The following is a 23,300-nucleotide window of genomic DNA, read 5'->3' on the forward strand; positions in this document are numbered from 1 at the left end:
ATCTATTCTCCTGGCAGTGGCTCACCCACTGTGAAGTCTGTGAATCCTGATTGAATGGCAGCCGTGTATTGTTTTCTCAGGCCGAGAAGCTGCTTGTAGTAGCCACCGCCTGCTGCGTAGAGCTGGATGAACTGCACACCAGAGATCACATGTCCGTTGTCGAGTCCATCGGTGGATGTCTCGTCAATGCCGAAGATGTACTGCTGGGTGAGGCTGGCAGGCAGCGTGCCTGAAAGAAGCTCTGCATTGATGGATGTCATCAAGGCATCGAACTCGTTGCGTGCTTCGGTGTCGATCTTAATGCGGTAGCCCAGGCCCGTGTCATACCCTGCGTCAATAGTGCTAGTGAACCATTCGACGACTTCCTGCCGTTTTAATTCCAGGTCGACGTTCGCCGTGCCGCCAGCCTCCACGTCTTTAACGCGGGCAATGACAAGCGGGTCGCGGAAGTCCATATCCGCCGCTTCGGCATATTGGCGAAGCAAACCGCTAGGGTCGTACTCGTCTAACGCCAGTTCGCAGCGTCCTGGCATATCCTCATAAATCGTTGCGTTCTCCCACTCGACGGGATAGGCACTCATGCCAAGTGAGTAAACTAGAAAGTCTGATCCGACTACTAAAATTGCCATTAGTTCAACGCCCTCCAGGCTGAATAGCCTCGCGTAACATAGATAAATGTCGAGTTGTTGAAGCTGTAGTGCAAGTAAATTTGCCCTGACGAATTCACCTGTACATAGTGGTTATTTCTGATTTGTGCTGCCGATGAATCAAAATACTCAAGGCCAATACGCCCGCTGCCTGGGCTTGGTAGATGCCCGTGATTCACTTGTATGTCACCGTTTGACATTACGATCCATGCAAATGCCTCTATTGCTTCGACGTGGGGTACGGATATGGTGTACAGCGTTGCCGAAGCTGGCGTCGTAACCCCTGAGTGATCCACCGACTGAGACTCATAGCGATTCAATCGTCGGCAGTCGTCACTGTCCGACATGTACATTTCACGCAGGTTGCTGCTGCCATCCGTGCGGCGAATGTCAATCGCCTTGTATGTCATCCATCCAGAAGGCAGGGCGTTAGATTCGGAAAAAATCACATCGAACGCACCGCCATTAATACCGACAACCACGTAGTAGTCGGTGTTGGCAGTTAGCGATCCAGTGCGATGGCTGGCATTGTCAATCGCTCGCGTGACTGTGCCACCCGTGTTCTCGATCCACGTCGACCCGTCTTCCGACCAGACACCACCGTCGCCTACTTCGATATCATGGTCAGTGTCAGTTGCTGAATTGACCAGCAAGCCAGTGATGTCAGGGTGGTAGGTGTACGACCCGCTAGAAGCACCGCTAATACCAGGAAGCAAGGTGTCTTCCCAGCCTTGTAGGCCGATGCCCTGATAGACACCCGCATCGCTGGCACTTAGTCGCGTCCGCAGTTGCTGCGAATCATTTAGCATGCAGTCCATCGTATCGCGGTCCCCGTCGCCTGCGGAAACGCCTTGATGCACGTTACCCGATGGACTGTTGACGGTTGGCGTTACGGACGGGTCACCGATCCAAAGGTAGGTCGTCGTTGACGAACTGCTGAGAACCGACCACATCTTTACCTTGGCGTGAATCGGACAAGGGAATGTGTGGTCGATTGAAGAAGTGCCAGGATTGCTACTTCCGTAAACAGATATGACAGGGTAAATCTCGTGATAATTCCCCGTCTGAATCACAGGATAGAAGTTCGCTGAACTGTCGGTTGGTCGATAACCGATGTACGCATACTTCGTGTAACCAGTCGGCAGGCTTGGCCCTGTCGTCGGGTCGGCTGTTGAACCGATGTAATCCACGCCGCTAGTAGGGTGATAAATTGCATAGATGTACAGCCCGCCGCTTGTGGGAATCGACCCCGTATCCATACCGCCGTTGCCAGTACCAGCTGCCCAAGCAGCGTCAAAACGCTTGGTTAAGGCTGAACCCTCGATCCATGTCGTGCGGTCCCAGGACATACAGCCGCCCGCTTCGATATCCAAGTCGTGGTCGGCGTCGGTGGTGTTGTTGGTGATCTTATAGCCGTAAGGCTGTTTGATGGCAGACGTGCCATAGAATCGCTGATTCGTCGCGTCGTACTCGATTCGGTCGGCGTCGTTTAGGTCTTCGGCTACTGGATAGTAGATATCTGCAACCTTCGCCGCTTCGCTAACTCTCCATTCAATATCCCCGCCGCTGTCGGTGTGAAATCGTCCTATCGAGATAGCAGCGAAACCCGAGTCATAACCCGACGGGTCGGTTGCTAATCCGTCATAGGCGATGATCTCGGTTCGCCCTGTCGTGGTGTTCTCGATCAGTCGCACGTAATACAGCGTATCAGCGGAAAGGGCGTCGCCCGATTGCATCCCGCCCGCGTTGTCGCCAGCGGCCCACGTGGAATCCATCTGCTTTTCCCAGCCGCCAACGATACCTACCCTGCGATAGGAGATATCACCGCCGCCAAGATTGTCGAGGAAATAACAGAACCCAGCACCGAATTCGATGTCGGTTGTCGGGTCGGCCCCTTCTCGCAGGATGATATTCGACGCCGTGGGGAATTGTAGTTGTGTGTTGCCGTTCTGGTCGGTGTAGGGTTCCCGATAGCCCGCGTCGAAGGTTGCCGCCGCTGCAAACGATGACCGCCCTGTGATCGTCGCCGCACCGTCAACAGTTACATCATTGGGAAACTGCACATCGCCATTGGAATCACCGACAATCCAGTGCTCACCTTCCGTGGAGCCAAAGCCAATGGCAAGCTGGTCAGTGCCATTACTTAGGTGGCCACCAGACTGATAGCCAATAAAGACACTGGTACTGCCAGTGGTTTGATTGTCTCCAGCAGAATGGCCTATCGTGACATTGTAATTGCCACTGGTAATGCCATCGCCAGAGTTGTATCCCAGGGTAGTGTTGTAGTAGCCATCGGCAATGGAGGCACCTGCGTTGGCTCCAAGGGCTACGCTATTCTCGCCAGTGGTGATTGACGATAGGGCGTTGCTGCCGAATCTGTAGTTGCGTGTCGTGGCATCCGAGCCACCAACGATCTCCAGGTAGTCTCCAGCAGCAAACGCTGTGATCAATCCATTGGCGACTGTAATGTCATCATCGGCAGAAGTCGTATAGGTGCCGTCGGCAATAACGCCAGAGAAGTAACCTTCCAGCGTAGTGATGTCACTCTCGGTACTTGTGATCCTGGTATCAAGGTCAACGCCACCCAAGGTGATTGCATCGTAGTAGCCATTGCTCCAGGCGTGGGTGGCGTCACCAGAGGTTGTGGACGAATCGGTCACAGGGCGGAAGGCCGAGCCTGACTCTTCCACCAGGGTGAATGCGGTCACGTCCTGAAACGACCATGTGCCTAAGCCATCGGTAGTTAAGACCTGACCGCTGGTGCCATCTGATGCAGGTAGGGAGTAGCTACCTGCCGTGAAGGCTGTCACCACCCCATCGGCAGTTGTGATCTTGTCGTTGGCTGCTGTGGTTACAGTGCCATCAGCAATGGCTGCTGCGAAGATCGCTTCTGTGGCAACCTGGAAGGCTTCCAGGCTAGATATGTCGCCAGCGTTTACCGAGATGTTGCTGGTATTCGTGGAGATGTTGCCAGCATTGGTTGATACATCACCTTCTATGGAAGTGATGCGTGTATCGAGATCCACGCCAGCCAGGTCAATCGCATCGGTGTAGATGTCCAGCCATTTATTGGTGGCATCACCCAGGGTGTAGAGGCTGTCGGTGACTGGCCTGACCGCAACACCGCTCTCTTCAAAGAAGGTGAAGTGAGCAGGGATACTCTCAAAGGCCCATGTACCTGCACCATCCGTGGTGAGCACTTGGCCATCAGTGCCATCGCTGGCTGGCAGAGTGTAGGTGCCCTGCACGAATGCTGTGACGATACCGTCAGCAATGGTGATCGAATCACCTGCGGCAGTCGTGTAGCTATTGTCTGCAATGGCAGCAGCGTGATAGCCCTCAAGCGTGGCTATATCGCCCTCATTGACTGTTACACGAGCTTCCAGTGCAGTTACGTCTACAACACCCACAGACGCTTCCAGGTCGTCTATGTCGCTCTCTGCGGCTGTGAGACGGGTATCCAATGCCGAGATCGCAGACGTGTTGGTATTCACATCTGCCGTGACGAGGATCGACCACGTGAGTAGGTCACCCCAGTTGCGCCGAGTGTCGCTCTCCTGGCGTGGTGACGTGTTGATTTTAAGACTGGATACGGTCATCGTGTACGCAGGCGGCCTGCCTGCTCAAGAGTGAGCTGAATACGCTCTAGGGACCAAGGCTTATTGGAGATGCCTTCGACGCGAATGATGGCTGCTACACCACGAGAGCGTGGCCTGAGAGTAGGGTTAAGGCCACCTTTGACAGTGCGTGACAGTGCGTAGCTTGTCTGCCTGGAGGCACGCTCCATCGTGTCAGCAACTGCCAGTTTGACGGTGGCACTGTCGGTGCTCTCTCCCAGCACTACATCCATCTCGCGAACCACACCTTCCATGTGGCTGCCACGCGAAACATTCAGTGGGCCGATCAAGAGAGAGGATGTGAAGTTCTGGCCATCGTCGGTGAACTTGTCACGTGAATACTTGCGAATGTAGCCATCACGACCACCAAGCAGTACCCCATCGAGATCCGTGTTCAGGTTGCGGAAGTCCAGGGATGCGGTTGGCTCATGGGTGCCAAACAATTGCATTCGCCAGAAGCTGCCTGTGCGGCGATCATACCACCAGTGCTTGGTCGTGCCACCATCCTTGCGTGTGAGGAAGATGTGTACGCACTGCTCAGCAATGTCATACTGCATCTCGATGACCACAGCATTCGGGTCAATGACCTTCATCTCTAGCGGCAGACGATCACGCGAGAGTGGTTGTGGAGCCTGCCCTGGTGCTGCATAGAACTCATACAGTCCATCGCGGGTAAGGCAGATAAAGGATCGCTCTGGCGTCTGACACCAGGCACCCTGAGAGAGAATGCCCACCTTCTGCGTCATGCTCTCGATGATACCGTTGCTGGTCTTGGGATCGCTCAGCATGAGGTAGATGCCACGATACGAAGAGATCACAAGCGTGTCGTCGGTGGCAGGGATGAGTGCTGTGATCGGTTCTGAGATCGTGGCAGAGCGATCTGAGGGCGCTACCTGCCAGGCACCTGTCTCAGTGCTGTTGGAGTAGTCCCAGTCCAGGGCATCCCCCATCGCACTGGCTGAGACTGTGTAGGGGTTCTCGGGATCGCCAGCCATGACAACACGATCGTGCCAGGTGACAATGATCTTGCCATAGGGCACACTGCCCGTGGTGGCCACCCATTCCGTGAGGGTATCCTCGATGGGGTCGTATACTTTGGGTGAGCGAATGATGCGGTACTTAGCTGACGAACCACTTCCCAGGCCACCACCAGAACATGTGATTACTGCATCTGCTACTCCTGTGATTTCATAGACGCCAGGATTGACCCCTGTGCCAGATAGAATCACAAGCCTGTTAGAGGTGTCCACATCGGCATCGAAGTCGGTAGCATTGGCTGACGTGAGCGTCGTATCGGTGACAGTGCCATCAGAATACTCATGCACTGGCGTGTCTTCATAGTCAGCGATGTAGAGCTTCTGAAGGTACTCGGTACTCCACAGGCGATTGTTGGCGCAGAGATCCACAGAGGATGTCACAGCTCGCATCGAACTGACTGTATCCTCGATGTAGAACGTACTGCCTGCTGAAGCGCACAGAAGCTCCTGGTAGCGTATGGCTGGATACTGGTAGGTGCTGACGCCTGTGCCAGGACCGCCACCACCACCTGTGCCTGTGCTGATCGTGTCGATGTCTCCATCGCCATCGGTGTCCTGGTGGATCAGGATACACTGCCCAGTGCCATCATAACCACCGCCAGATGCGCTTACGCTGTAGTTAGGCGTGAAGGAGCGTATCCTGGTGAAGGCGGTCACATCTGTCGTGGCTGGCTGTGGATTGACTCCATCCGTGTTCAGGCTGTAACCAACAAGAGAGGCGACTGGCATGTCATCTGCCCCTTGCTCCCAGTCATTCGGTGAGAAGGAGATGATCGGATCGGTTTCCAGGTTGACTAGATACACCTCAACAAGATTCGTGCTCTTGCTGTAAATGAGGATCACGTCGATTTCGTTGTTGCCATCCTTGTTGGCTTGCCACTCCGTGGTCGCATTGTATGCGTCCTGGGCCAGCGTTCCTGTAGATGAGCCCTGCCGCACATTGACCGACATCGAGTCAACCGTCTGCGAAGCACCGTCGTAGGCAGCGCCCCACTGCAATCGCATGGTGAGATGGCGTTCTCCACCAGTGGCCATGGTCGTTGGCCTGGGTGCCACTGAATTGTCTAGCGACAGATGGAAGTAGATTGTCGGCAGCAGCGTGCCGCCAGTTGCCTGAGACTCAAGGAAGGTGATGTCATAACCCACCTTCATGTCGTATCGCCAGTTCTCGTCTAGCAGCATCCTGGTGGTATTGTCGCTGGTATTGGTTGCCTGGTAGAGCATGTTGCCAGCGTAGTTGATGGATGCACTGGGAGTGAGATAAGGCGCAGTTACCGTAAACTCGTCGTTCTCGAAGTAGAGGCTATCGAGCGAGTAGGTAGCACCGAAGACATCCTCGATTCCACTCCAGTAATCCAGCCAGTAATCCTGTGCAGTGAGGGTTGTACCATCAGCACCAGAGGAATTGGTGAAGCTACCGTCGCCCACTCCATAGCTCACGCTGCCAGCGCCCGTGTAGGACTGGGGATCACATTCCCAGGCGGTAGTGCCTGCGCCTGCATTACCCTCAAAGTCTTCATCAGGTCCACTCGACAAGGCCGCCTGTCCAGCTAGACCAGTGCCGCTAGTGGTCGTGTACACAGCATGGATGTAGGTGAACTCGACATGGGTGTTGGCCAGATCAGGGTCGTAGGTGCCATCGACCTGGAGAATACTGCCGCTGGCTGGCTCCCAGTCGCCATTGACCGAAGCTGTTGCCTTCTTGGTAGGCAGGTCAGGTAAGCAGCATGTGAGCGTGCTAGTGCTCTCATCGTAGAACATGCCCAGCTTGAATGCAGTCGTCAGCAGGTTGTACTCAGTGGTGACATCCGTGTAGCTGCGTGTGCCAGCTTCATTCTCAGCAAAGATATCCACATCCGTGAGCACACCGCTGGCGTTCATCGTCCAGCGCACACCCACTTTGATCGTGTCACCCGAGCCAGTGTCATCGAATGTGAGTGTATAAAAGAACGTGGATGCACCTACGCCTGCCCAGTCATCCGTGGCATCCAATTGCAGGTAGGGATCTGCGATCAGGATGATGTCTTCGGTGAGATCAATCAGGCCCGTGGCCACTGAGCCTGTTGCCAGGTCGGAAGTCACACTTGGGTTATTGCTACCCCAATGCTGATTGCCACCCTTCCACAGCCAAGAGGTGGTTGCTACGTCTGTCCAACTACCGCCACTCTCAGACAGCCTGTCGCCCGTTGTAATGGGATCTGACAAGACAATGGCATTGTGTGCCTCGGTCGTATCAAAGCCAAACGTGGACGCACTGGGGGTCGTTGTAGAGCCTGTGTAGTCACCCTCCAGTGCTGTGCTGGGATTGAAGCTGAAGATGGCGTTGGTTAGTGCTGTGGCTGTGTAGTGCGTGGTGTTACCGCCGAAGCCATATACACCCCATCGCACCTGGTCAGTATTGGGCATAGCCACTGCCGATGTCTCTGCCACACCATTGATGTAGAGCGTAGCAGTCTCTGCCGATACATCGAACTTGATCACAAAGTCGCCATCGTACTGGTCGGGTGTGATCGTCTCTGTGGCACCCTCGTATAGCAGTGTGCCGCCCGAGGTGCCATCGAAGTTGCGCACGTTCACAGTGCGTGTCTGCGTGTTGGCAGAGTCATCCCAGGATCGGCTGTAGGTGATCTCCCACCGTAGGGTATCGTTCTCTGGCTGGCCAGAAGCGTTCACATTGGTGTAGATGTAATACGTCTGCTGGTAGGCTGTACCACCCACGGAGGTGGATGGCCTGGAGTACGATGTGATTTCTGTGAGTGCATTCGTCTGGTAGTTAAGACGGATCTCATAATCCGCACCACCTGTGAATGGCTCCTCTCGCCACAGGTTTGCCGCACCACTGCTTGTCGCATACACCTTACCGCCACCTGGCACATAGAGCCAACTGTTTTGGTTCACCGTCGTCCATGGTTCCCAGAATGGCGAGTAGTCATCCAGTTCATCACCAGAGACTGCATCAGGCTTATCGAACTCCTCCTGGTTATTGCTAAGGCCACTGGTGCCCGCAGTATTGGTAGGAGACTTGGCGACAGTCACACGATCCAGTAGTCGCACAGGAGTGCCACTGCCAAGTTGCGTGACCTTGACTCGCTTTAAGCCTGGGCGTGAACCGCCACGCAGCCTCTCCTCACTCACGTCGGATGGCACTACGTTGAGTGCATCGTAGGTGGTGTAGGGAGGCTGCTTCTGGTAGGCCCATTTACGGTCGATACCCTGGATCGGGAAATCGACGTGCATGATGCTGGTGCGATTAGGCATTAAGAGAGGGCTACTCCATCGTTGCCGACAACTCGCCAAACGTAGCTTCCACCCTTATTCACGCTCTTGAGAACGATCACATCGCTTTCGTCAGCGAATGTCATAACGGTGTTGCCAGTGGCATTAATTGCAGTGGAAGCAGTGACTACACAGTTGCCACCGTCGTCCTTGAGATTGAGAGTAAGCTCGATACCCTCAAACACTGGGTCAGGCAGGGTGCGAGTTTCAGCGCCCGACGTGACAAGGTTGATATAGTCAATCGTCTTGCTCGGGACGATCTTCTTACCGTCACCTGGATCTACTGAGATCAAGCCTTCGGGGCTTTCCAGACGACGATTGCTATGAGGGCTAGACATTCAAGTCTCCTAGATTCGCTTGAGAATGATGGTTGTGTCTGCGATGGCGCTGCCACCCACCAGCTTCAGGTAGTTGCCATTCATGGCACTGGATGGGATGGCGTAGCACTGGGAACTGGATACCGTGATCAGGTCGGCGGCAGTGTTGGCTGCGACATAGACTGGCATATAAGTGCCACTCTCGGTTTCACAGATGTAGGGCGTGACTGCCACATCAGTGATCGAGCCAGTGTTGATCTTTACGATGCCTGCGTTGAAGTCCTGGATGTTCACAGCAGTGCTGCTACCAACTGAGGTGGCTACCGCAACTTCTGTGATCGTATCCTTGGCGGGTGGTGACGTGCTAAATGAGGTCATGCTTAGCTTCCGTATTCGATTGAGCTGGAGCCATCACGTATGACTCTGCGGTAGTCGTGATTGCCATAAACGATGGTGGGGGTAGTGTCTTCCATGCAGCCCAGGGTGTCGGGTGAAGTGGCCTCACCATCCAGGGCGATGGAGGATTGCAGACGCTCCATGAAGGTCTGCCATAGCTCACCCTTGTATTGATTCTCTTTCAGGTCAGCTGCGGCTAGGCAGGCTGCGCGAATCGTGGATGCGTGAACTGCTCCACCTGCTGGATAAGGCGCACTCTCACTCAATTGCCCTGGGTCGATCTTGTAGACGTAGGCCAGCTTGTACGCTGCATCAGGCATGGGGTAGAACAGCATCTCCCAGCGTGTGCCGACATTCACATTGAAGCTGGCAGGCCGCAAGGCGTAGTAGCGAGGCTTACCACTCTCAATGGTGCCAGAGAGCCAGTTGCGGATCTGGTGCTCGCCACGTGATTCGATATAGCCATTGGCTGTGTAGGCACTGCTGCGAAGCGTTATCTTGCTGCACAATGCCCCGAAGTCACTCTCCAAGTCATAGGAGTAGCGATAGAGGCTGAATGTGCGGCTGGTGGCTTCGGTGACACTCGTATCTTCCAGGGTGATTTGCGTATCGCCATCACGAGTGTCCACGTAGTAGGTGCCGTTGCTCGCAATCTCGATGATTCCATTGGCTGCCCAACTGGGGAATGTGCCAGAATCGAGTGTGACCACACCACTGGAAACAGTCACAGTGCCTGTTGTGTATGGTGCTGTGGTTTCCAGGATTGCCGCAGGCTTGAGGAAGCTCCACTCGTGGGCCAGGCCATTGATTGGCTGGGGATGATAAAACAGCCGCAGGCCCTCGGTGATGCAGTCATTGACGATCTGCACTTCACCAGAGGACCAGTTAGACACTGTTTCGTCGAAGCCCAGGTGACGCCCCACCTCTCTGCGTAGCGAGGTAAAATCACATCCCAGGCCCGTGAGGCTCGATGTGGCTGTTGCTGCCCCAGCCACGCTGCCTGTGATGTAGGTCGTAACGCCGTTGTAGGTAAGCTCGATGGAGTAGAGATAGGTCAAGCCAGTGGCTGGCTCAGTCACCGAATAGGTGTAAGTGCCTGTGTCGGTCTTGGTCATCGCTGTGCCATCAGCCACCACCACAGCGTCCGTGTCGCTACGCTTTACGCCATAGCTTGCGTCTTCACTGGATAGGACTGGGGTGCTGTCAGCATCCGTGGCAGTGCCACCGATCTTATGCACGATAGTGATGATCGCCATTAGGTGTTCACAGTCGTTTCGGTGATGTTGATGGTTTGTTCAACCGTGTCGCTCGACGGTGCCTGCTCAAGTGCCTCGGTGGTGAACTTGATACCGCCTGTACCAGAGTCCTCGGTAACGATCTCATTCAGCAGGGCAGTGGCCACACCAGGCTTGCTGCCTGGGTCGTACTCGGCTGCCAACAGGTGATCCAGGTGCAGGGCTACCAGGGCGGCATTACAAGCAGCCTGAACAGCAGTACTGGTAATCGCAGAAGCAGCCAAAGCATAGCTATCCTCAGCTCGGTAGATGCTCGTGTCGTCGGCTACCGTGATGTAGCCAGAGTAGATCGTATTGCCACCGTCAGTCACCTTGACGCGAAAGGTATCCGCCAATGCTTCAGTTACAGTTGCCTGCCAGAAGCCCTCTGCGTTTGTCTCCTGCGTCAAGGAGTCTCCACCAGTGTTCTGCACTGTCGTGTCATCCGACAGTTCGTATAGATAGAGCGTAGGGCTACTGGATGTTGGAGGCAGTTGCACCTCGACAATTGTGTCCGCCATTAGCTCACCACCGATGCGAGATAACCGCCTGCCGCTGCCGAAACCTGCACACCCGTCGTAGATGCCAAGCCAGTAAAGCGGAAGTGCGAGTTCTTAGGTACGATGATTGGCGTCGAGAGAGATGTCTGGTAGCTGTTCTGCCCAGTAGACGCCAGGGAGATCGTAGGGTAGATAGATCGGAATGGTCCGTATGGAAGCTGCACCTGAAGTCGCACATCGACTGTAGCCGCAGTCTTCTTGTTCACGCTCGCCTCGATGTCGCTGATGATCCAGTAATCTGTGTTGGATATCGTGGTTGACGCCTTACGAGACTGGTTGTCCGCAGCGTTCATAATCGCATGCACCTGAGCATCCACGTCTGGGACGCCAGATGAAAGCGTGACACCCGTGTTATCGTAGGCATACACAACACTGGATGCCGCCAGCCCAGACGCACTGGTGCAGAACAACCGCGTGCAGGTGGCAAGCGGTGTGCTTAACGTGACTTCGCTCTGCCCGTTGAGATAGGCATACTGAGTCACAAAGGTATACTTCACTGGCCTGGCCAGGATGGTGCCAGTAGCTGGAGTGGTAGGCGATCCCGTAACGTAGTAGGTGAACGTGGTGGTGGTTGGCACAGAGGCCACTCGCACACGCTTGTTGTAGTCACCCTCATTGGCACCCGAGATGATCACACCGTCGTTCACAGACAGACCGTGTGCCGATGAGGTGGTCACAGTTGCTGTAGTGCTACTGCGTGTGATCGAACTCACGCTCACGGTGCTGGCGATTGTGTGACCCTCAACAAAAACCTCATTCAGGTTGCTGGTGCTGCCACTAGAAACACTGTCGATGAGATTGTCATAGACGAAGGTTTCATTGGTTTCGCTGCCAGCCAGCTCCATGATGGTAGCCTGGGTAGTGCTGCCCACGGACTCGTTGCTGCCAAACTTGCGCAGGGTCTTCTTCTTGTCCTCCACCGAAACCACGTCACCATACGTGTTCTCGATCTCGGCAATCGCCCTGTCAATCAAGTAGCTTTCGCGTTGGTACTGAGGCATTAAGACTAACTACCAAAGAGGAGGTTGAAGATTGCTGTAGCTGCGAGAGAGGCAATGAAGCTGGCTACAGATACGATGACCCCGAATTGCACCTTCATTTCCGTTACCAGTTTTTCCACTGCTTCCGTCCTACGCTTGTTCTCCTCGCTATCTTCCGAATTGCGAATGATAGAGAGAATCACAGTTGAGCGTGATTCATCCCAGGACTTATTTTCGAGTGCCCTTAGTAGGTCTTGCGGTGGCATTAGGCTTCTTCTCTGGGGTGCTGCTCAGTAGTTCGTAGATGACAGCCACAAGCAGTCCTGTCTGCTGGGAGTGCATGGGTGTGCTAATGCGGGTTGCGTACTTCTCCACCAGCTTGTGAGCCTGCATGGCCTTTTCGTCAGCAGCAAACTCCTCTGGTGTTTTGCCCAGTGCCTGTGCAGCAATAGGCGATACATTCTGTCTCATGGATACTCCAAAAGGAGAGGCTGCCCCGTAGATCACAGGGCAGCCTGGGTTAGCCTTAATCGACCTGGTAGCACTTCACCCAGTCGATGTAGAGGATCGGGTCGGTGGTGCCACCCGACTGACAGACGAACGTAGGCACAACAGCCGTGTCAGGGATGTTGGTCGTGATCGCATTGTCGTCGTAAGCCACACCATTGATGTAAGGCGTGATCTTGCTCAAGCCTTCGATCTTGAAGCCCAGCTTGACGTAGGTGTCTTCCACCATCGTGTAGACGCCAGCTTCTGTCGTGGCATTACCACCATCCTCGGTAGCGAAGGCCAGAACGTTATCGTCAGTCACCGAGTAGAAGGCTGCGATGTTGGTCGAAGCCATGGCCGACGTGTCCAGGATGGCCGTGTCGATCTCCGACAAGCCGATGAACAACTCAGGGCCAGTTGCGGTGTCTGCGATTTTGACACGTGCTTCAAAGAACAGGTTGACGCCTGCGGCTGGCACAAAGGCAGCGCCATCGGCCTGCACATTGATGCCCTGGGTTGCAGTAGCGCTGGCACAGTCGGCAACTGCTACGCCACCTTCCAGGCCCGTGTCCACCGTGAACGTACCCGCAGTTGCCTGCGTGGCAGTGAACATGCCGACATCTTTGCCCATGAAGTCGGTTTCAAAAAACTTCCCAGCGCCGTACTCGTCACGAATCAACTGCTTAGGGCAAGCAGCCCATAGATCGCGGCTTTCGTAGCGGCCATTACTGGGAGAGCTGTAAATGACTCGTTGGTCACTCATTGCGATTCTCCATATGAAAGAAGGGGCTCAAGGGCAGCCCCTGTGATTAGTAGGCTACTAAGCCTGGTACATGACGAAGTTGGTGCGACGATTCTTGCAGACGAACTGACCCCAGGCGTCGATGTAGTTCACATAGACGTTATGCTGGGTAGCCGACTGCACGTTCTTGGTTTCTCGCATCCAGTTGCCAGCCTTGCTGTGGAAGGCAAACGAGTTCCAGTTGATGCCGTAGAGAGGATCAGTGGAGTCGTAGGCGGTGGCAGCACTGTTGCTGAGAACCGAAACCCACTTCACTGGCACCGACATGATGTAAGGAGCACCCTTCATCATGGCAGCCGCATCTTCACCCAGGTTGTCATTCTGACCACGCAGATGGCGACGAAGTTCTTCTACGAAGTTGTACGTCGAGTACAAGCCGTAGCTTGGCATCTTCGTGCTCTCGTGAGCAGCGTGAGGGTCTGGTGCTTCAAAGTTGCAGAACTCCATGGCACGCACAACCTTCTCGATAGCATCAGTGCTGGAGACGGTTGCGTAGGTGTCGGTGTAGTTCTTCCAGTTCGGCACCGAAGCGGTCAGGATTCCACCAGCACCAGCGTTGGCGCTCGATGGATCGCCACCGTTGAAGCCCTGGGTAGCGTTCTTGACGATCCAGTAAGGAATGCCAAGGATCTCGTAGGGGCGTGCGGTGTCACTGGTCGGTTGCGTCCACATCTTGTTTTCCAGGAACTCAAACACACCATTCATCATGGCGTGCTGACGCACCATCACATGATCAATGATCTGCTCTGGACCCTGGTTGAAGACGTTTTCGTCTTTGTCAAACGACCAGTTATCGGTGATCTTCATCCACTTGGACGAAGCGTTCGTGAGGTGGTCACCAACGACGTGAGTGTCGGTGTCGTAGAGATCCGCGTAGCGGGTGGAGTCCTGATACGAGGTCTGGACTTTCCATTCACAGGCGGTGGAGTTCGCATCATTCTTCATGCGACCGCCGCGAACGATCTCCTTGGTGAAGTGGTAGTTTTGGTTATTTAAGGAAATATCCACCCACTTCTTGCGGTCATACTTGTTGATCGTGGACTCAACCAAGTCCAGGATCTGATCGAGAGATGGCATTGTTTGCTCCGTTTATAGAAGGAGCAGCCATAGAGAAGCGTTAGGCTTCAGCCTCTGCGAACTTGCGTTCCCAGTACTTGATCACATCAGGATGATCGGGTGGCAGGCTGTCGAAGTCAGGTCGCTGGGTCTTGCGCTTGCCATTGGCAGCACCTACCCGCTTGCCCGACTGCTTCTTAACGCTCTCACGCAGCTGCTCGGCTTTGCGTTCAGAAATCACATCTGCGTGGTTGGCGAGGACAGATTGAGTGAAGGCGTCTTTGATGTCCATGCCAGGGTTTGCCTGGTGGATGGCCATCGCAGTCGTCACCACCTTATTTCGCTTGGCAAAGTCTTCTTCAGAAACTGTCTGCCAATTGCCTTCGCCAAAGATGTCGCCATGCTGCTTGTTGGCCTCGCTAAAGAAGCCATCGAACATCTCACTTGTCTTGGCCGCCTGCTCCATTTGCTGAGCCTGCTGCCACTGCGAGAAGTGCGACACCATCGGAGTCATCTTCGCATGCTGCTCTTGCAGGGCCTTGCCCATCGCATTCACATGCTTGATCACTTCCAGAGTAGACTCGTCATAGTCGTCTGGGTTTTCCAGCTTGATTTCCTCAAACTGAAAGCCAGTCTCTTCTGACGCATCGCCCTGTTTGTCCTTGCCTTCAGGTGCCTCTGTCTGCTGCTGTGACCGCTTGGCAACTAAGTTGCGTTGCATCACCAGTTCCGCAGTGCGAGCTGCACCTAAGGACTGTACGTCCTGGGCGGAAAATCCCTGGGCCAGTGCCGCCTGCATAATTACTTCGGGCACGCCTGGGTCATCGCCAATGGGTTCATCGGCGGAAGTATCGTCATCGTCCTGACCGTCATCAGGATCGTCTGTCTCTTCAAGTGGTTCTTCCTCGTCAGCCTTTTGCTTGGCTTCCCAGTCAGCCCACTGCTTGTCCTGTACTAGCTCCTGGTAAGACTTGCCCGAATCTTCCTGGGCATCTTCCTGGGAGATCACTCCTTCTGCGTCTTGTGGTGGTTCATCCACTGACATAGTTAGTCTCCGTAGCCTCCGTCCATGTCAACAAGGCCCCGCAATGCGAGACACTTCTTACGTTGTTCACGTGATTCAAAGAACAGTTCACCCTTCTCGTTGTGGTAAGCTCCTGTGATGCCATGCTGGCGATACAGTTCGTTGTAGGATGCAGCCTTCTCGGCATTCACAGATGCTGCCACAGACTTCAGTGGCTTGCTCCAGGCTGGGGCGCTCTGCACTGCCTGCTTGGGCTTCTGCCAGCTTTCTGGCGTCTTGCACTCCACTTCCTTGCCATTGGGAAGGACTGCTTTGCCCTGCACCCTGGGGGCGTTGAGAAAGTCCATGTAGCTAGAACTTGTCAACTCTGTAGCTCCTCCGTGTGTATTTGTGACGCATGATGTAATAGTTGTCTTTTGCTCTCATGCTGGAACTCATACTGAAACTGCAGTACCAATTCCATGGCCAGCATTCCCACTGCCAGAAAGTCAGCTCCTCTGGCTTGATTGGCGAATCGTCCTTGTCACCCAATTGGCATCTGCTCCCCACCACCACTCTTGAGAAGGCTCTGAATCATGTCGCGATCCTGAGATTCCTGTGAGCGTGGTCGCGTACTGTTCACATGGTTATAGGTCTTATCGCCTGCTGGCTTGGTGCCACCACGTTTGTCGTCTGCGCCGATCATGTCTTCAGGTGAATCCTGGCCACCATCGAAGACAATGATGTCTCGCAGGTCATCCTCGTTGAGATCACGTGCCAACATTTCGACCAGACGCTGGAAGTCGATGCTACCGCCCTGCTGCTGCACCAGAGGTAGGATCGGAATGAAGACCTGCTGAATCAGACCCAAGGTCTTCTGGGCACGCTGTGATGGCGATTCGTACACCATCGAGTAAGGCTCAACTTCAAAGTTGTAGTCAAAGAAGGAGCCTTCACGCTGCCCTGGCTGCAAGCTCTGATCGAAGTCGAGCCCTAGCTCGGGATAGCTGTCGTATGCTGGGTACGCATTAATCGCATCTGACCACATAAACGAGGCCAGCCGTTTCGTGACTTTTTCCACAAAACGAGTCGTTGTCTTTTGCAGATTGGCTTCACGCTTAGATACCGATGCGTGGATGAGACTGTCTTGTGTCGCCGTGTCAGCTTGCGGCCCAAGACCAGCCATGGCAGAAAGGTTTCCTGCCGCAGCATCCATGATACCCTTGAGGTTGAGGTATAACGCCTGACCATTTGGCGATGCGCCGCCCGTCGTAAGCTGCTGGATGACCTGGTTGATATCTCGGTCGCCATTGAGCTTGAGAAATTCGCCATCCTTGGCCTCCTTCAGTGTCTTGGCTACATCACCTGCGGAAGTGTTGAAGAAGGTATTGATCTTCTCTCGCTGTCCCTGATTGATCACCTTCTTGAGCAAGAGGTTAGTCGTCTTGTTCAGATGCTCAATCGTCCACGAGGGTGGTACTGGCATGATGTTGTCAGGCACATCGTGGAAGGTGAGGCGTTCGTAGGGGCCTTCCTCAGGGCCATCCCAGTCCATCACCATCAGTGGCTTGCCATAGCCTGTCTTGCGAAGATCGTTACCACGAAGTGGCCATGTGACAATCTTGCCTTCGGTGGGCAGCCACACGTCGATCAACTCGATCATGTCTGCCGCTTCATTGCTTTGCAGGTGATCGTCGTCGGTGTGTCCAGAGACGTAGTTGTCATGGCTTTCATCACCACTGTGACGCCCACGTCCACCATCGACAGGAATGTCCTCTAAGACCTTCTTGTCTACGCGGTCATCCATCTCCAGGTATTCACGACAGGTGCGATAGCGATCTGCCGCAAAGAGCATCTTGTTCCAATTACTCGCCTGGGTGTCGTAGATGAAGTCGTCCAGGCCGATGGATTCGCAGTAGGGACGCCCAGGATCGTACCACACGTCATCCTGCATGAAGCCAGAACCACTGTCACCCATGCAGATTTTGACAACGCCCATGCCAAAGAATGCTTCCAGCACCACGTCCTTGAGGGTTTCCTCAAAGTGGATCTCTTCCAGGAGGATGTTGGTTGCCTGAGTGTACTTCAGTGCGAATGGTCGCAGTTCAGGGTGCTTGGTTTTGATGTTGATGCGTGGGCGAGTACTGGCCAAGAGATGCACATACACGTCTGCCAGTTGAAGCATCGTGTTGGCGATCACCTTGAAGGTGGCTTTGCTGCCACCATCACCACCCCACTGATCGCCCTCGTAGGCAGCAATGATACGCTCACGCACATTGCGGAATGAGCGCAAGCAGCGATCACTCTCTGCAATATGGCGGAAGAGGCGTTCTCTCCCTCGCTCGCTAACGTAGTCAACTGCCACTGGCTATCCCCTGTTTAAACCCAGTCCTCTTCACGGCGTCTGGAATTTCTGTGCTGTTCTTCCCGCCAGGCCATCGTATGGCGATGGATCTTCCTGGCTGGTGGCTCTGCTGGGTCAATCGCTGGCAGGTCCACGTGATACCACCAAGCTAATGCCAAAGCGATCACACAGTCGCCGTGTGATACGCCCTTACTACCGTCGTCTGTTGTGACCAACGCCTTAGAGTGAGCGATCTTGCCATCCTTGAAGATGAACTGAGGAAACTCTTCGGCAGCTTTCAGGCTGTTGATCTTCAGCTTCTTTCGCATCACTCCCTGGCGTAGACGCCCCAAGAGTTGATCCTTGGTATTGTCTTTGATGTAGAAGCCCATCTTGTTGGATGGCTTGGCACCATAGTTCGCCTCCAGGCTTCTGTGCCAGTAAACATGCGGATAGCCCAGCTCCTCCACTCGCTTGGTGAAGGCTCGGCCTGGGCCATCTGCATCCCAGATCAAATGAGCATCATTGAGCCATCTCGCCACGGCGACTGCCATATCAGCCATATCGGCTGGCAGTATGTCTCTGGCTGTGAACTCACCAATCTGTTCTTCGGTGCGTCGGTCAATGATCTCAATGACCGAATTGCTTGTCTGATCGCCATTCAGGCCCTGGCAAAGGTCTACCCCGATTACATAGCGTGACCATTCTTCAGGGGTCCAATCCAGGCTGGACAAGGGTGTCCAGATGCTGAAAGGGCCACTCTTAGTGGCGACAAAGGAGCCAGGTGACTCATCGCCCTCAGTAATCACATGGCCTGTGTGATTCGGCTGGCGACACTCCTTCTCGATCTTCTCAACCACTGACGCAGGAAAGAAGTTGCTTTGAGCTTCCGAGAAGTCGCGATCAAGTTCGCGTGCGATCTGCTGCGGTGTACCTGCTTCGATGCAGGCTTTGTCGTACCATGGCGATCTTAGCTTGCCATCAAGGATAAACTTGCTCTCGCCAGTCTCCTCATCGACATAGCTCTCTGGCTTGAAGTGATTCCAGTACTCAACGTCAAGCAGTTCCAGCTTGCCCTTGGTGCTCCTGTAGAGCCCTCTGTTGCGTCTGGGGTCACTTTCCCAGCCAACATCCACCAATGTGATGCCACGCTTGTCATGCTCGCTTACGAGCTTGTAGTACAAGCCTTCACGAGAGCAGGGAGTGGAGATCACAAAGCGTGAATTGGTTACATAGCTAAGTGAGTTCCAGGCAGCGAACTGTGTGTTCAGATCCCAGAAGTCAAGCTCGTCGATCAGGAAGGCTGAGGTACGACCACCACGCGATACGTCGCCTGTGCAGCTATAGCCAAAGAAGCCAGAGCCATTCTGCTTGTTGACGATACGCAGGTGAGCACGATCTGTATCCGCCTTGTGGTTGTAGATCGCATGCGGCTGCTTCTTCAAGATCATGTCGATCTTGCTCATCAGCGCCGATGGGTTGCTCTTAGAATCACATGTCGGCTGGTCTTTGGTGACTAGGCCGCAAGTGAACTCATCTTCGAAGATGAACTTGTGAGCACTGACAAACAGGCTCATCCAGGAAGCACCCACGTCACGTGATTTCAGCCACGCAATGTCGCGTATGCCGATGCTCTCCAGGGAGCGAAGGATCGCATCGTCCTGGTAAGGAAACGTGAGGCAGGGGAATGTACGCCTGCCAGCAGGGTTACGCGGTTCATGGATAGAGCAAAAGGTATTGATCCACCACAACACGTCCTGCTGGCACTTGTGTAATATCTCTTCACGCTCTCGCTGCTTACCCTTGAACAGAAGGCGAAGTTGCTCCTGCCTCCACCAGATGTTGATCAGGGGATGCTTGGGGGCGGTAGCGTAATACGGCGCAAGTGGGTGCCCCTTAAACTCAGTAATATAATTGCGGGGATCTCGATCACTGAATTTATACTTGAGATTCCATTCTTCAACCTGCGCGCGTTGTATGTGATCGAGATTCAAGTCTTTCTACTCGCGGTATCTCTGTGTGCGTCTGCATGGCACTGGGTACACAACCACTGCACATCGAGCCAGTGTTCTCTTGCGTAACCTCTGTGGTGGTGGCCCTCGATACGAGCGCCAGTAGTTCCGCAGAGACTGCATGAGTCGGGCTTTTCCAGCCGCCCCAGCCTAACGGCGTTATTGACGTGTGTATTTGCCGCCACCTTGTGCGGATACTTCTTACGAGACTTCTCTCTATATGCACGCTGCCGCTCTGGATTCTCCTTGAGCCACTGCTTGTTTGCTTTAGTGCGCGCATCCTTGTTTTCTTCGTAGTATTCCCGCTCACGCGCAATGACCCGCTCGTAGTTGTCCAGGCGGTACTGTTTGTTGTACTCCCTGGTTCGTTCGCGATTCCTGACGTTCCTTAGTCGCTCACATGACTTGCATGTTCTCTGCCTGCCATCAGTGCGAGACTTATCGCGATAGAAGGCGATGAGTGGCTTCTCCTCGCGGCACGCACTGCACTTCTTAGACTCGTTCAAGATCAGCCTCCTTCGCTGCCAAGATCGCACAGACCATCGCGTTGGATGCGTTGGCAATGTTGCACGCAGCCTGCGAAAACTTTAGTGCGTCGCTCGAGTCTTCTGCGGTACTTGCCTTCTTAGATAGAAGACCTGCATAGTTCTTCATCGTCTCTGCTTCATTCATCGGGTTCTAACTCCGAAAAAAGGAAGAAGTGGAAGATTGCCTGAGCTGGCCAGGCTCAGGCGCCTGCGCAAAGAAGGCGTCAGTGGAGGGTGACTGACGCTCGCGCGCGTGAAGTGTAAGGGAGAGGTCCCATTTCCAGCAGAGTGGCCATCAAACCGCAGCGCTACAGCAGGACGGATAGATGCCAGCGGGTATCCTCAGGTACCACGCCATGACCGAAAGATGCACTTCATCGAGAGGTGTCAGTCATGGGCTTATCTTGCCCCACTCAACCTTCACCTGTCCCGAGTTTGTGGGACCGCATGAAGGCTGGCGGGAAAGGGCCACGCCTGGGAATCGAACCCAGCACCTCCTGCTCTCAAGAAGCAGGTGATCCACCACTATGATCTTGCGCGACCTGTGTTGTCACATTGACAACTAGTGAGAACTGCACGAATTGTACACTATGATCTTTTCCTGTCAATCACCCTATCGGGTGGAAAGGTGATAAAATCACTCAGATTTCCCAAAGTTTTCCAAATCTTTTAGGGCTTCAGCGTGGCTGGGGTCTTCTGGAGGCTCCTCGTCACCCTTTTTCTCGCCCTTGTCTCGGAAGCCATCCACCTTCTGCACACGATCCAAAAGGTCTACCCAGCCGCCCTTGACGGTGAGCATGTTCTCGACCATGCCAATGGCCAGCAGGCTGGGAGCTTTGCGATCACGTGCCAGTTTTGCCAGGGGCAGGGACGACCAGTCGATCTTATGCAGTGGTGCTTCACCCTTGGGGTAGTCGCTCATCTCGTCGCCTGTGAGCTTGCGTGCCACTAGGGTGAAGACTCGCAGTGCCCATATGGCGTTCACAGCGAATGTCTCGTCATTGCGTGCGTTAGAGATTACCTCGATGCGTGCTTCCAAGTCAGATCGCTTCTGCTTCGCTTCCTGCTCCTCTGCACGCACTTGGGCCTGTTCACTCATAAGATCCTCTTGGTGCTTTCTGCGTGGCTCTGATGGCCTGTGACGAGACTTCCATGGGGTTCTGTGGAAGGTTGGCTTTTTGCTGCGGATAGTAGGTGGCGCACGTCGCTTCCAGGGTTTGCGTGGCATTCTAACCGTCCCTGGTGCCATGGCACTTTGGAAAGCCAACGCAGCCATAGAAGTGACTACCAGTCTTGCTGTTCAGTCGCTTGACGGTCTCCTTCTTGCATCGTGGGCACGGCCCAGGGCCTCGTGGCTTGCGGCGGCCACCACCAGAGAACACCCACATCTCAGTCATCCCATCCTCCCAGTTGTCTGGGTCATCGTAGAATCCACCAAGAGTGGCCTCATCCCAATCCATCATCTCACCGAGAGCATAGTCTGCCATGTCACCCATCAGTCATCCTACTCCTCGTCAACCTCTGTGTCGCCCAGTGCGTCAAACTCTTCCACGTCCAGGTCCAATGTGACCATCTCTGGCTCCAGGAAGTAGTTCACCAGCTCATCTTCCACGTAGAAGAGAGCTTTGTCTCGCCCATGGGCATCAGTCTTGATCACAAACCTCTCGGCTATCACCTGGAATGGGATGATATTCTTCGGTAGCACCGAGTAGATGTTGAGCTTGCTGGCATCCATGGCTGTGCCTACCTCTGTGATTTACGCTGGATTCTCTTGCCAGTCTCAAGGCCTGACATAAATGCAATGAATGTGGACGCCAACAAGAAGATGGTGAATGTGCTCCAGTGGATCACAATTCCCCTCCAAGATAGTGCAGGCAAGCCTCTCGCCTGGCCTCATTGGCATTCTCAATAATCACATTGCCTTCGATTTCACACACGTCGTAGCCCATGTCTTCAAGCTGATTGCCTGAGAGGATCAGCAGCTGGTAGAGTTTCTTATGACTCTCTACCACATCACCCCACTTGTAGTAGCTGTCAGAGCCATCTGGGCTCACGTAGGCAATTGCGCCGAAGGGGCGTTTCGCCTGTAAGACCTGCAACAAGTCAGCCTCTGTCAGGCTGTAGAGTTCCTTCTCAGTCATGTGATTTCCTTCCAGGAATAAACCGTGTAGCCATCGGGAAGTCCTTCCCATGCACGCCCATTAAAGAACACTCTACGCAGTTCCTCGCTGTAGCCAGATTCCATCTTGGGATCACAGATCCAGGCGTTGTACCAGCCAGCTTCTTCAGGCATGTGACTACTCCTCGATGTACTCGGTGCTGACCGTGTAGATGATGCCCGTGATTGGAGTGCCATCAGGCTTGGTCAAGATGGCACTCTTGGACTGTAAGCCCTTGATCACAGCGTCTCGCTCCTTCACCTTCTCGCTCAACCCCTCGATGCTCTTGCCCATCTTGCTGATAGACATGCCCAGGTGAGCACAGCGATCTTGGTAGTAGCGACGATCTGTGTATTCTTTGTTGAGCTTTTCACGCAGAGAATCACATTCCTCGTGCTTCTTCTGAATGACCGTGTTCAGCTCTGTCATCTGGTCGGAATACTCTTCCAGGTTCTGGCGTGCCTCATTAAGCTCCATCAGGGCCGCAGCGAGATCACCATCCATTAGAGTTGTGCGGTGCTCCAGATGCTTCTTATCGGCCTCCAGAGCTGCGATACGAGCCTGATCCTTTTCCCACAGCTCGTCGTAGTCACCCTGGCAACCATCCAGGCAACTACTTAGATGATCCTTCACGTTCTCCAGGCCACTGATTCGCTTGTACGACTCAGCCAATTCCAGCCGCAGATCCACCAGTGTGGCCGATTGCTGCTGCCTGCCGACAATACTGCCGACCCATAGACAGATGGCTATAGCCACCAAGGTAAACAGTACTGTGATTCCAAAATCCATCTCTAACCCTCCTGT

The 23,300-nt window shown here is 54.2% G+C and carries 22 protein-coding genes and 1 tRNA gene; all 23 read right to left on the minus strand.

Going from position 1 to position 23,300, the window contains the following annotated elements:
- Positions 1-2 precede the first annotated feature (2 nt).
- The gene (locus PSR63_RS12565) at positions 3-629 is read right to left on the minus strand and encodes a hypothetical protein (RefSeq protein WP_274333791.1); all 627 of its coding nucleotides are present in this window, start codon (positions 627-629) and stop codon (positions 3-5) included.
- Positions 629-4,246 carry a hypothetical protein gene (locus tag PSR63_RS12570; protein WP_274333793.1) on the minus strand — a complete coding sequence of 1,206 codons (3,618 nt, stop codon included), beginning with the start codon at positions 4,244-4,246 and terminating at the stop codon, positions 629-631. Before PSR63_RS12570 ends, PSR63_RS12565 begins: the two co-directional genes overlap by 1 nt.
- Complete coding sequence (locus tag PSR63_RS12575) at positions 4,243-8,559, minus strand: hypothetical protein (protein ID WP_274333794.1); 4,317 nt, start codon at positions 8,557-8,559, stop codon at positions 4,243-4,245. Before PSR63_RS12575 ends, PSR63_RS12570 begins: the two co-directional genes overlap by 4 nt.
- Positions 8,559-8,915: a hypothetical protein gene (locus PSR63_RS12580; RefSeq protein WP_274333795.1), complete on the minus strand. Its 357-nt coding sequence runs from the start codon at positions 8,913-8,915 to the stop codon at positions 8,559-8,561. Before PSR63_RS12580 ends, PSR63_RS12575 begins: the two co-directional genes overlap by 1 nt.
- 9 nt (positions 8,916-8,924) lie before the next feature.
- A complete protein-coding gene (locus tag PSR63_RS12585; protein ID WP_274333796.1) occupies positions 8,925-9,272 on the minus strand; it encodes a hypothetical protein in 348 nt (115 codons plus the stop codon).
- 2 nt (positions 9,273-9,274) lie between these two features.
- On the minus strand, positions 9,275-10,546 hold the full coding sequence (locus tag PSR63_RS12590; protein WP_274333797.1) for a hypothetical protein: 1,272 nt from the start codon (positions 10,544-10,546) through the stop codon (positions 9,275-9,277).
- Positions 10,546-11,085: a hypothetical protein gene (locus PSR63_RS12595; RefSeq protein WP_274333799.1), complete on the minus strand. Its 540-nt coding sequence runs from the start codon at positions 11,083-11,085 to the stop codon at positions 10,546-10,548. The genes PSR63_RS12590 and PSR63_RS12595 overlap by 1 nt, the downstream gene beginning before the upstream one ends.
- Positions 11,085-12,125, minus strand: coding sequence for a hypothetical protein (locus PSR63_RS12600; RefSeq protein ID WP_274333801.1), 1,041 nt, complete (start codon positions 12,123-12,125; stop codon positions 11,085-11,087). Before PSR63_RS12600 ends, PSR63_RS12595 begins: the two co-directional genes overlap by 1 nt.
- 207 nt (positions 12,126-12,332) lie before the next feature.
- A complete protein-coding gene (locus tag PSR63_RS12605) occupies positions 12,333-12,575 on the minus strand; it encodes a hypothetical protein (RefSeq protein ID WP_274333802.1) in 243 nt (80 codons plus the stop codon).
- A 55-nt stretch (positions 12,576-12,630) separates the two neighbouring features.
- The gene (locus tag PSR63_RS12610) at positions 12,631-13,356 is read right to left on the minus strand and encodes a hypothetical protein (RefSeq protein WP_274333803.1); all 726 of its coding nucleotides are present in this window, start codon (positions 13,354-13,356) and stop codon (positions 12,631-12,633) included.
- Between the two features lie 57 nt (positions 13,357-13,413).
- Positions 13,414-14,472 carry a phage major capsid protein gene (locus PSR63_RS12615; RefSeq protein ID WP_274333804.1) on the minus strand — a complete coding sequence of 353 codons (1,059 nt, stop codon included), beginning with the start codon at positions 14,470-14,472 and terminating at the stop codon, positions 13,414-13,416.
- Between the two features lie 40 nt (positions 14,473-14,512).
- Positions 14,513-15,496 carry a hypothetical protein gene (locus PSR63_RS12620; protein ID WP_274333805.1) on the minus strand — a complete coding sequence of 328 codons (984 nt, stop codon included), beginning with the start codon at positions 15,494-15,496 and terminating at the stop codon, positions 14,513-14,515.
- 2 nt (positions 15,497-15,498) lie between these two features.
- Positions 15,499-15,840: a hypothetical protein gene (locus PSR63_RS12625; protein WP_274333807.1), complete on the minus strand. Its 342-nt coding sequence runs from the start codon at positions 15,838-15,840 to the stop codon at positions 15,499-15,501.
- Between the two features lie 158 nt (positions 15,841-15,998).
- Positions 15,999-17,747: a hypothetical protein gene (locus tag PSR63_RS12630; RefSeq protein ID WP_274333808.1), complete on the minus strand. Its 1,749-nt coding sequence runs from the start codon at positions 17,745-17,747 to the stop codon at positions 15,999-16,001.
- 86 nt (positions 17,748-17,833) lie between these two features.
- Positions 17,834-19,375 carry a hypothetical protein gene (locus PSR63_RS12635; RefSeq protein WP_274333809.1) on the minus strand — a complete coding sequence of 514 codons (1,542 nt, stop codon included), beginning with the start codon at positions 19,373-19,375 and terminating at the stop codon, positions 17,834-17,836.
- Between the two features lie 927 nt (positions 19,376-20,302).
- Positions 20,303-20,482: a hypothetical protein gene (locus tag PSR63_RS12640; protein ID WP_274333811.1), complete on the minus strand. Its 180-nt coding sequence runs from the start codon at positions 20,480-20,482 to the stop codon at positions 20,303-20,305.
- A 321-nt stretch (positions 20,483-20,803) separates the two neighbouring features.
- A tRNA-OTHER gene (locus PSR63_RS12645) sits at positions 20,804-20,879 on the minus strand.
- A 95-nt stretch (positions 20,880-20,974) separates the two neighbouring features.
- A complete protein-coding gene (locus PSR63_RS12650; RefSeq protein WP_274333812.1) occupies positions 20,975-21,436 on the minus strand; it encodes a hypothetical protein in 462 nt (153 codons plus the stop codon).
- A gap of 130 nt (positions 21,437-21,566) precedes the next feature.
- Positions 21,567-21,833 carry a hypothetical protein gene (locus PSR63_RS12655; protein ID WP_274333813.1) on the minus strand — a complete coding sequence of 89 codons (267 nt, stop codon included), beginning with the start codon at positions 21,831-21,833 and terminating at the stop codon, positions 21,567-21,569.
- Positions 21,834-21,841: 8 nt separating this feature from the next.
- On the minus strand, positions 21,842-22,072 hold the full coding sequence (locus tag PSR63_RS12660) for a hypothetical protein (RefSeq protein WP_274333815.1): 231 nt from the start codon (positions 22,070-22,072) through the stop codon (positions 21,842-21,844).
- A gap of 112 nt (positions 22,073-22,184) precedes the next feature.
- The gene (locus PSR63_RS12665; protein WP_274333816.1) at positions 22,185-22,478 is read right to left on the minus strand and encodes a hypothetical protein; all 294 of its coding nucleotides are present in this window, start codon (positions 22,476-22,478) and stop codon (positions 22,185-22,187) included.
- On the minus strand, positions 22,475-22,630 hold the full coding sequence (locus PSR63_RS12670; RefSeq protein ID WP_274333818.1) for a hypothetical protein: 156 nt from the start codon (positions 22,628-22,630) through the stop codon (positions 22,475-22,477). The genes PSR63_RS12665 and PSR63_RS12670 overlap by 4 nt, the downstream gene beginning before the upstream one ends.
- Before the next feature lie 4 nt (positions 22,631-22,634).
- On the minus strand, positions 22,635-23,285 hold the full coding sequence (locus PSR63_RS12675; RefSeq protein WP_274333820.1) for a hypothetical protein: 651 nt from the start codon (positions 23,283-23,285) through the stop codon (positions 22,635-22,637).
- Positions 23,286-23,300: the final 15 nt, after the last annotated feature.

This window comes from Bremerella sp. P1 (assembly GCF_028748185.1).
Classification (GTDB): domain Bacteria; phylum Planctomycetota; class Planctomycetia; order Pirellulales; family Pirellulaceae; genus Bremerella.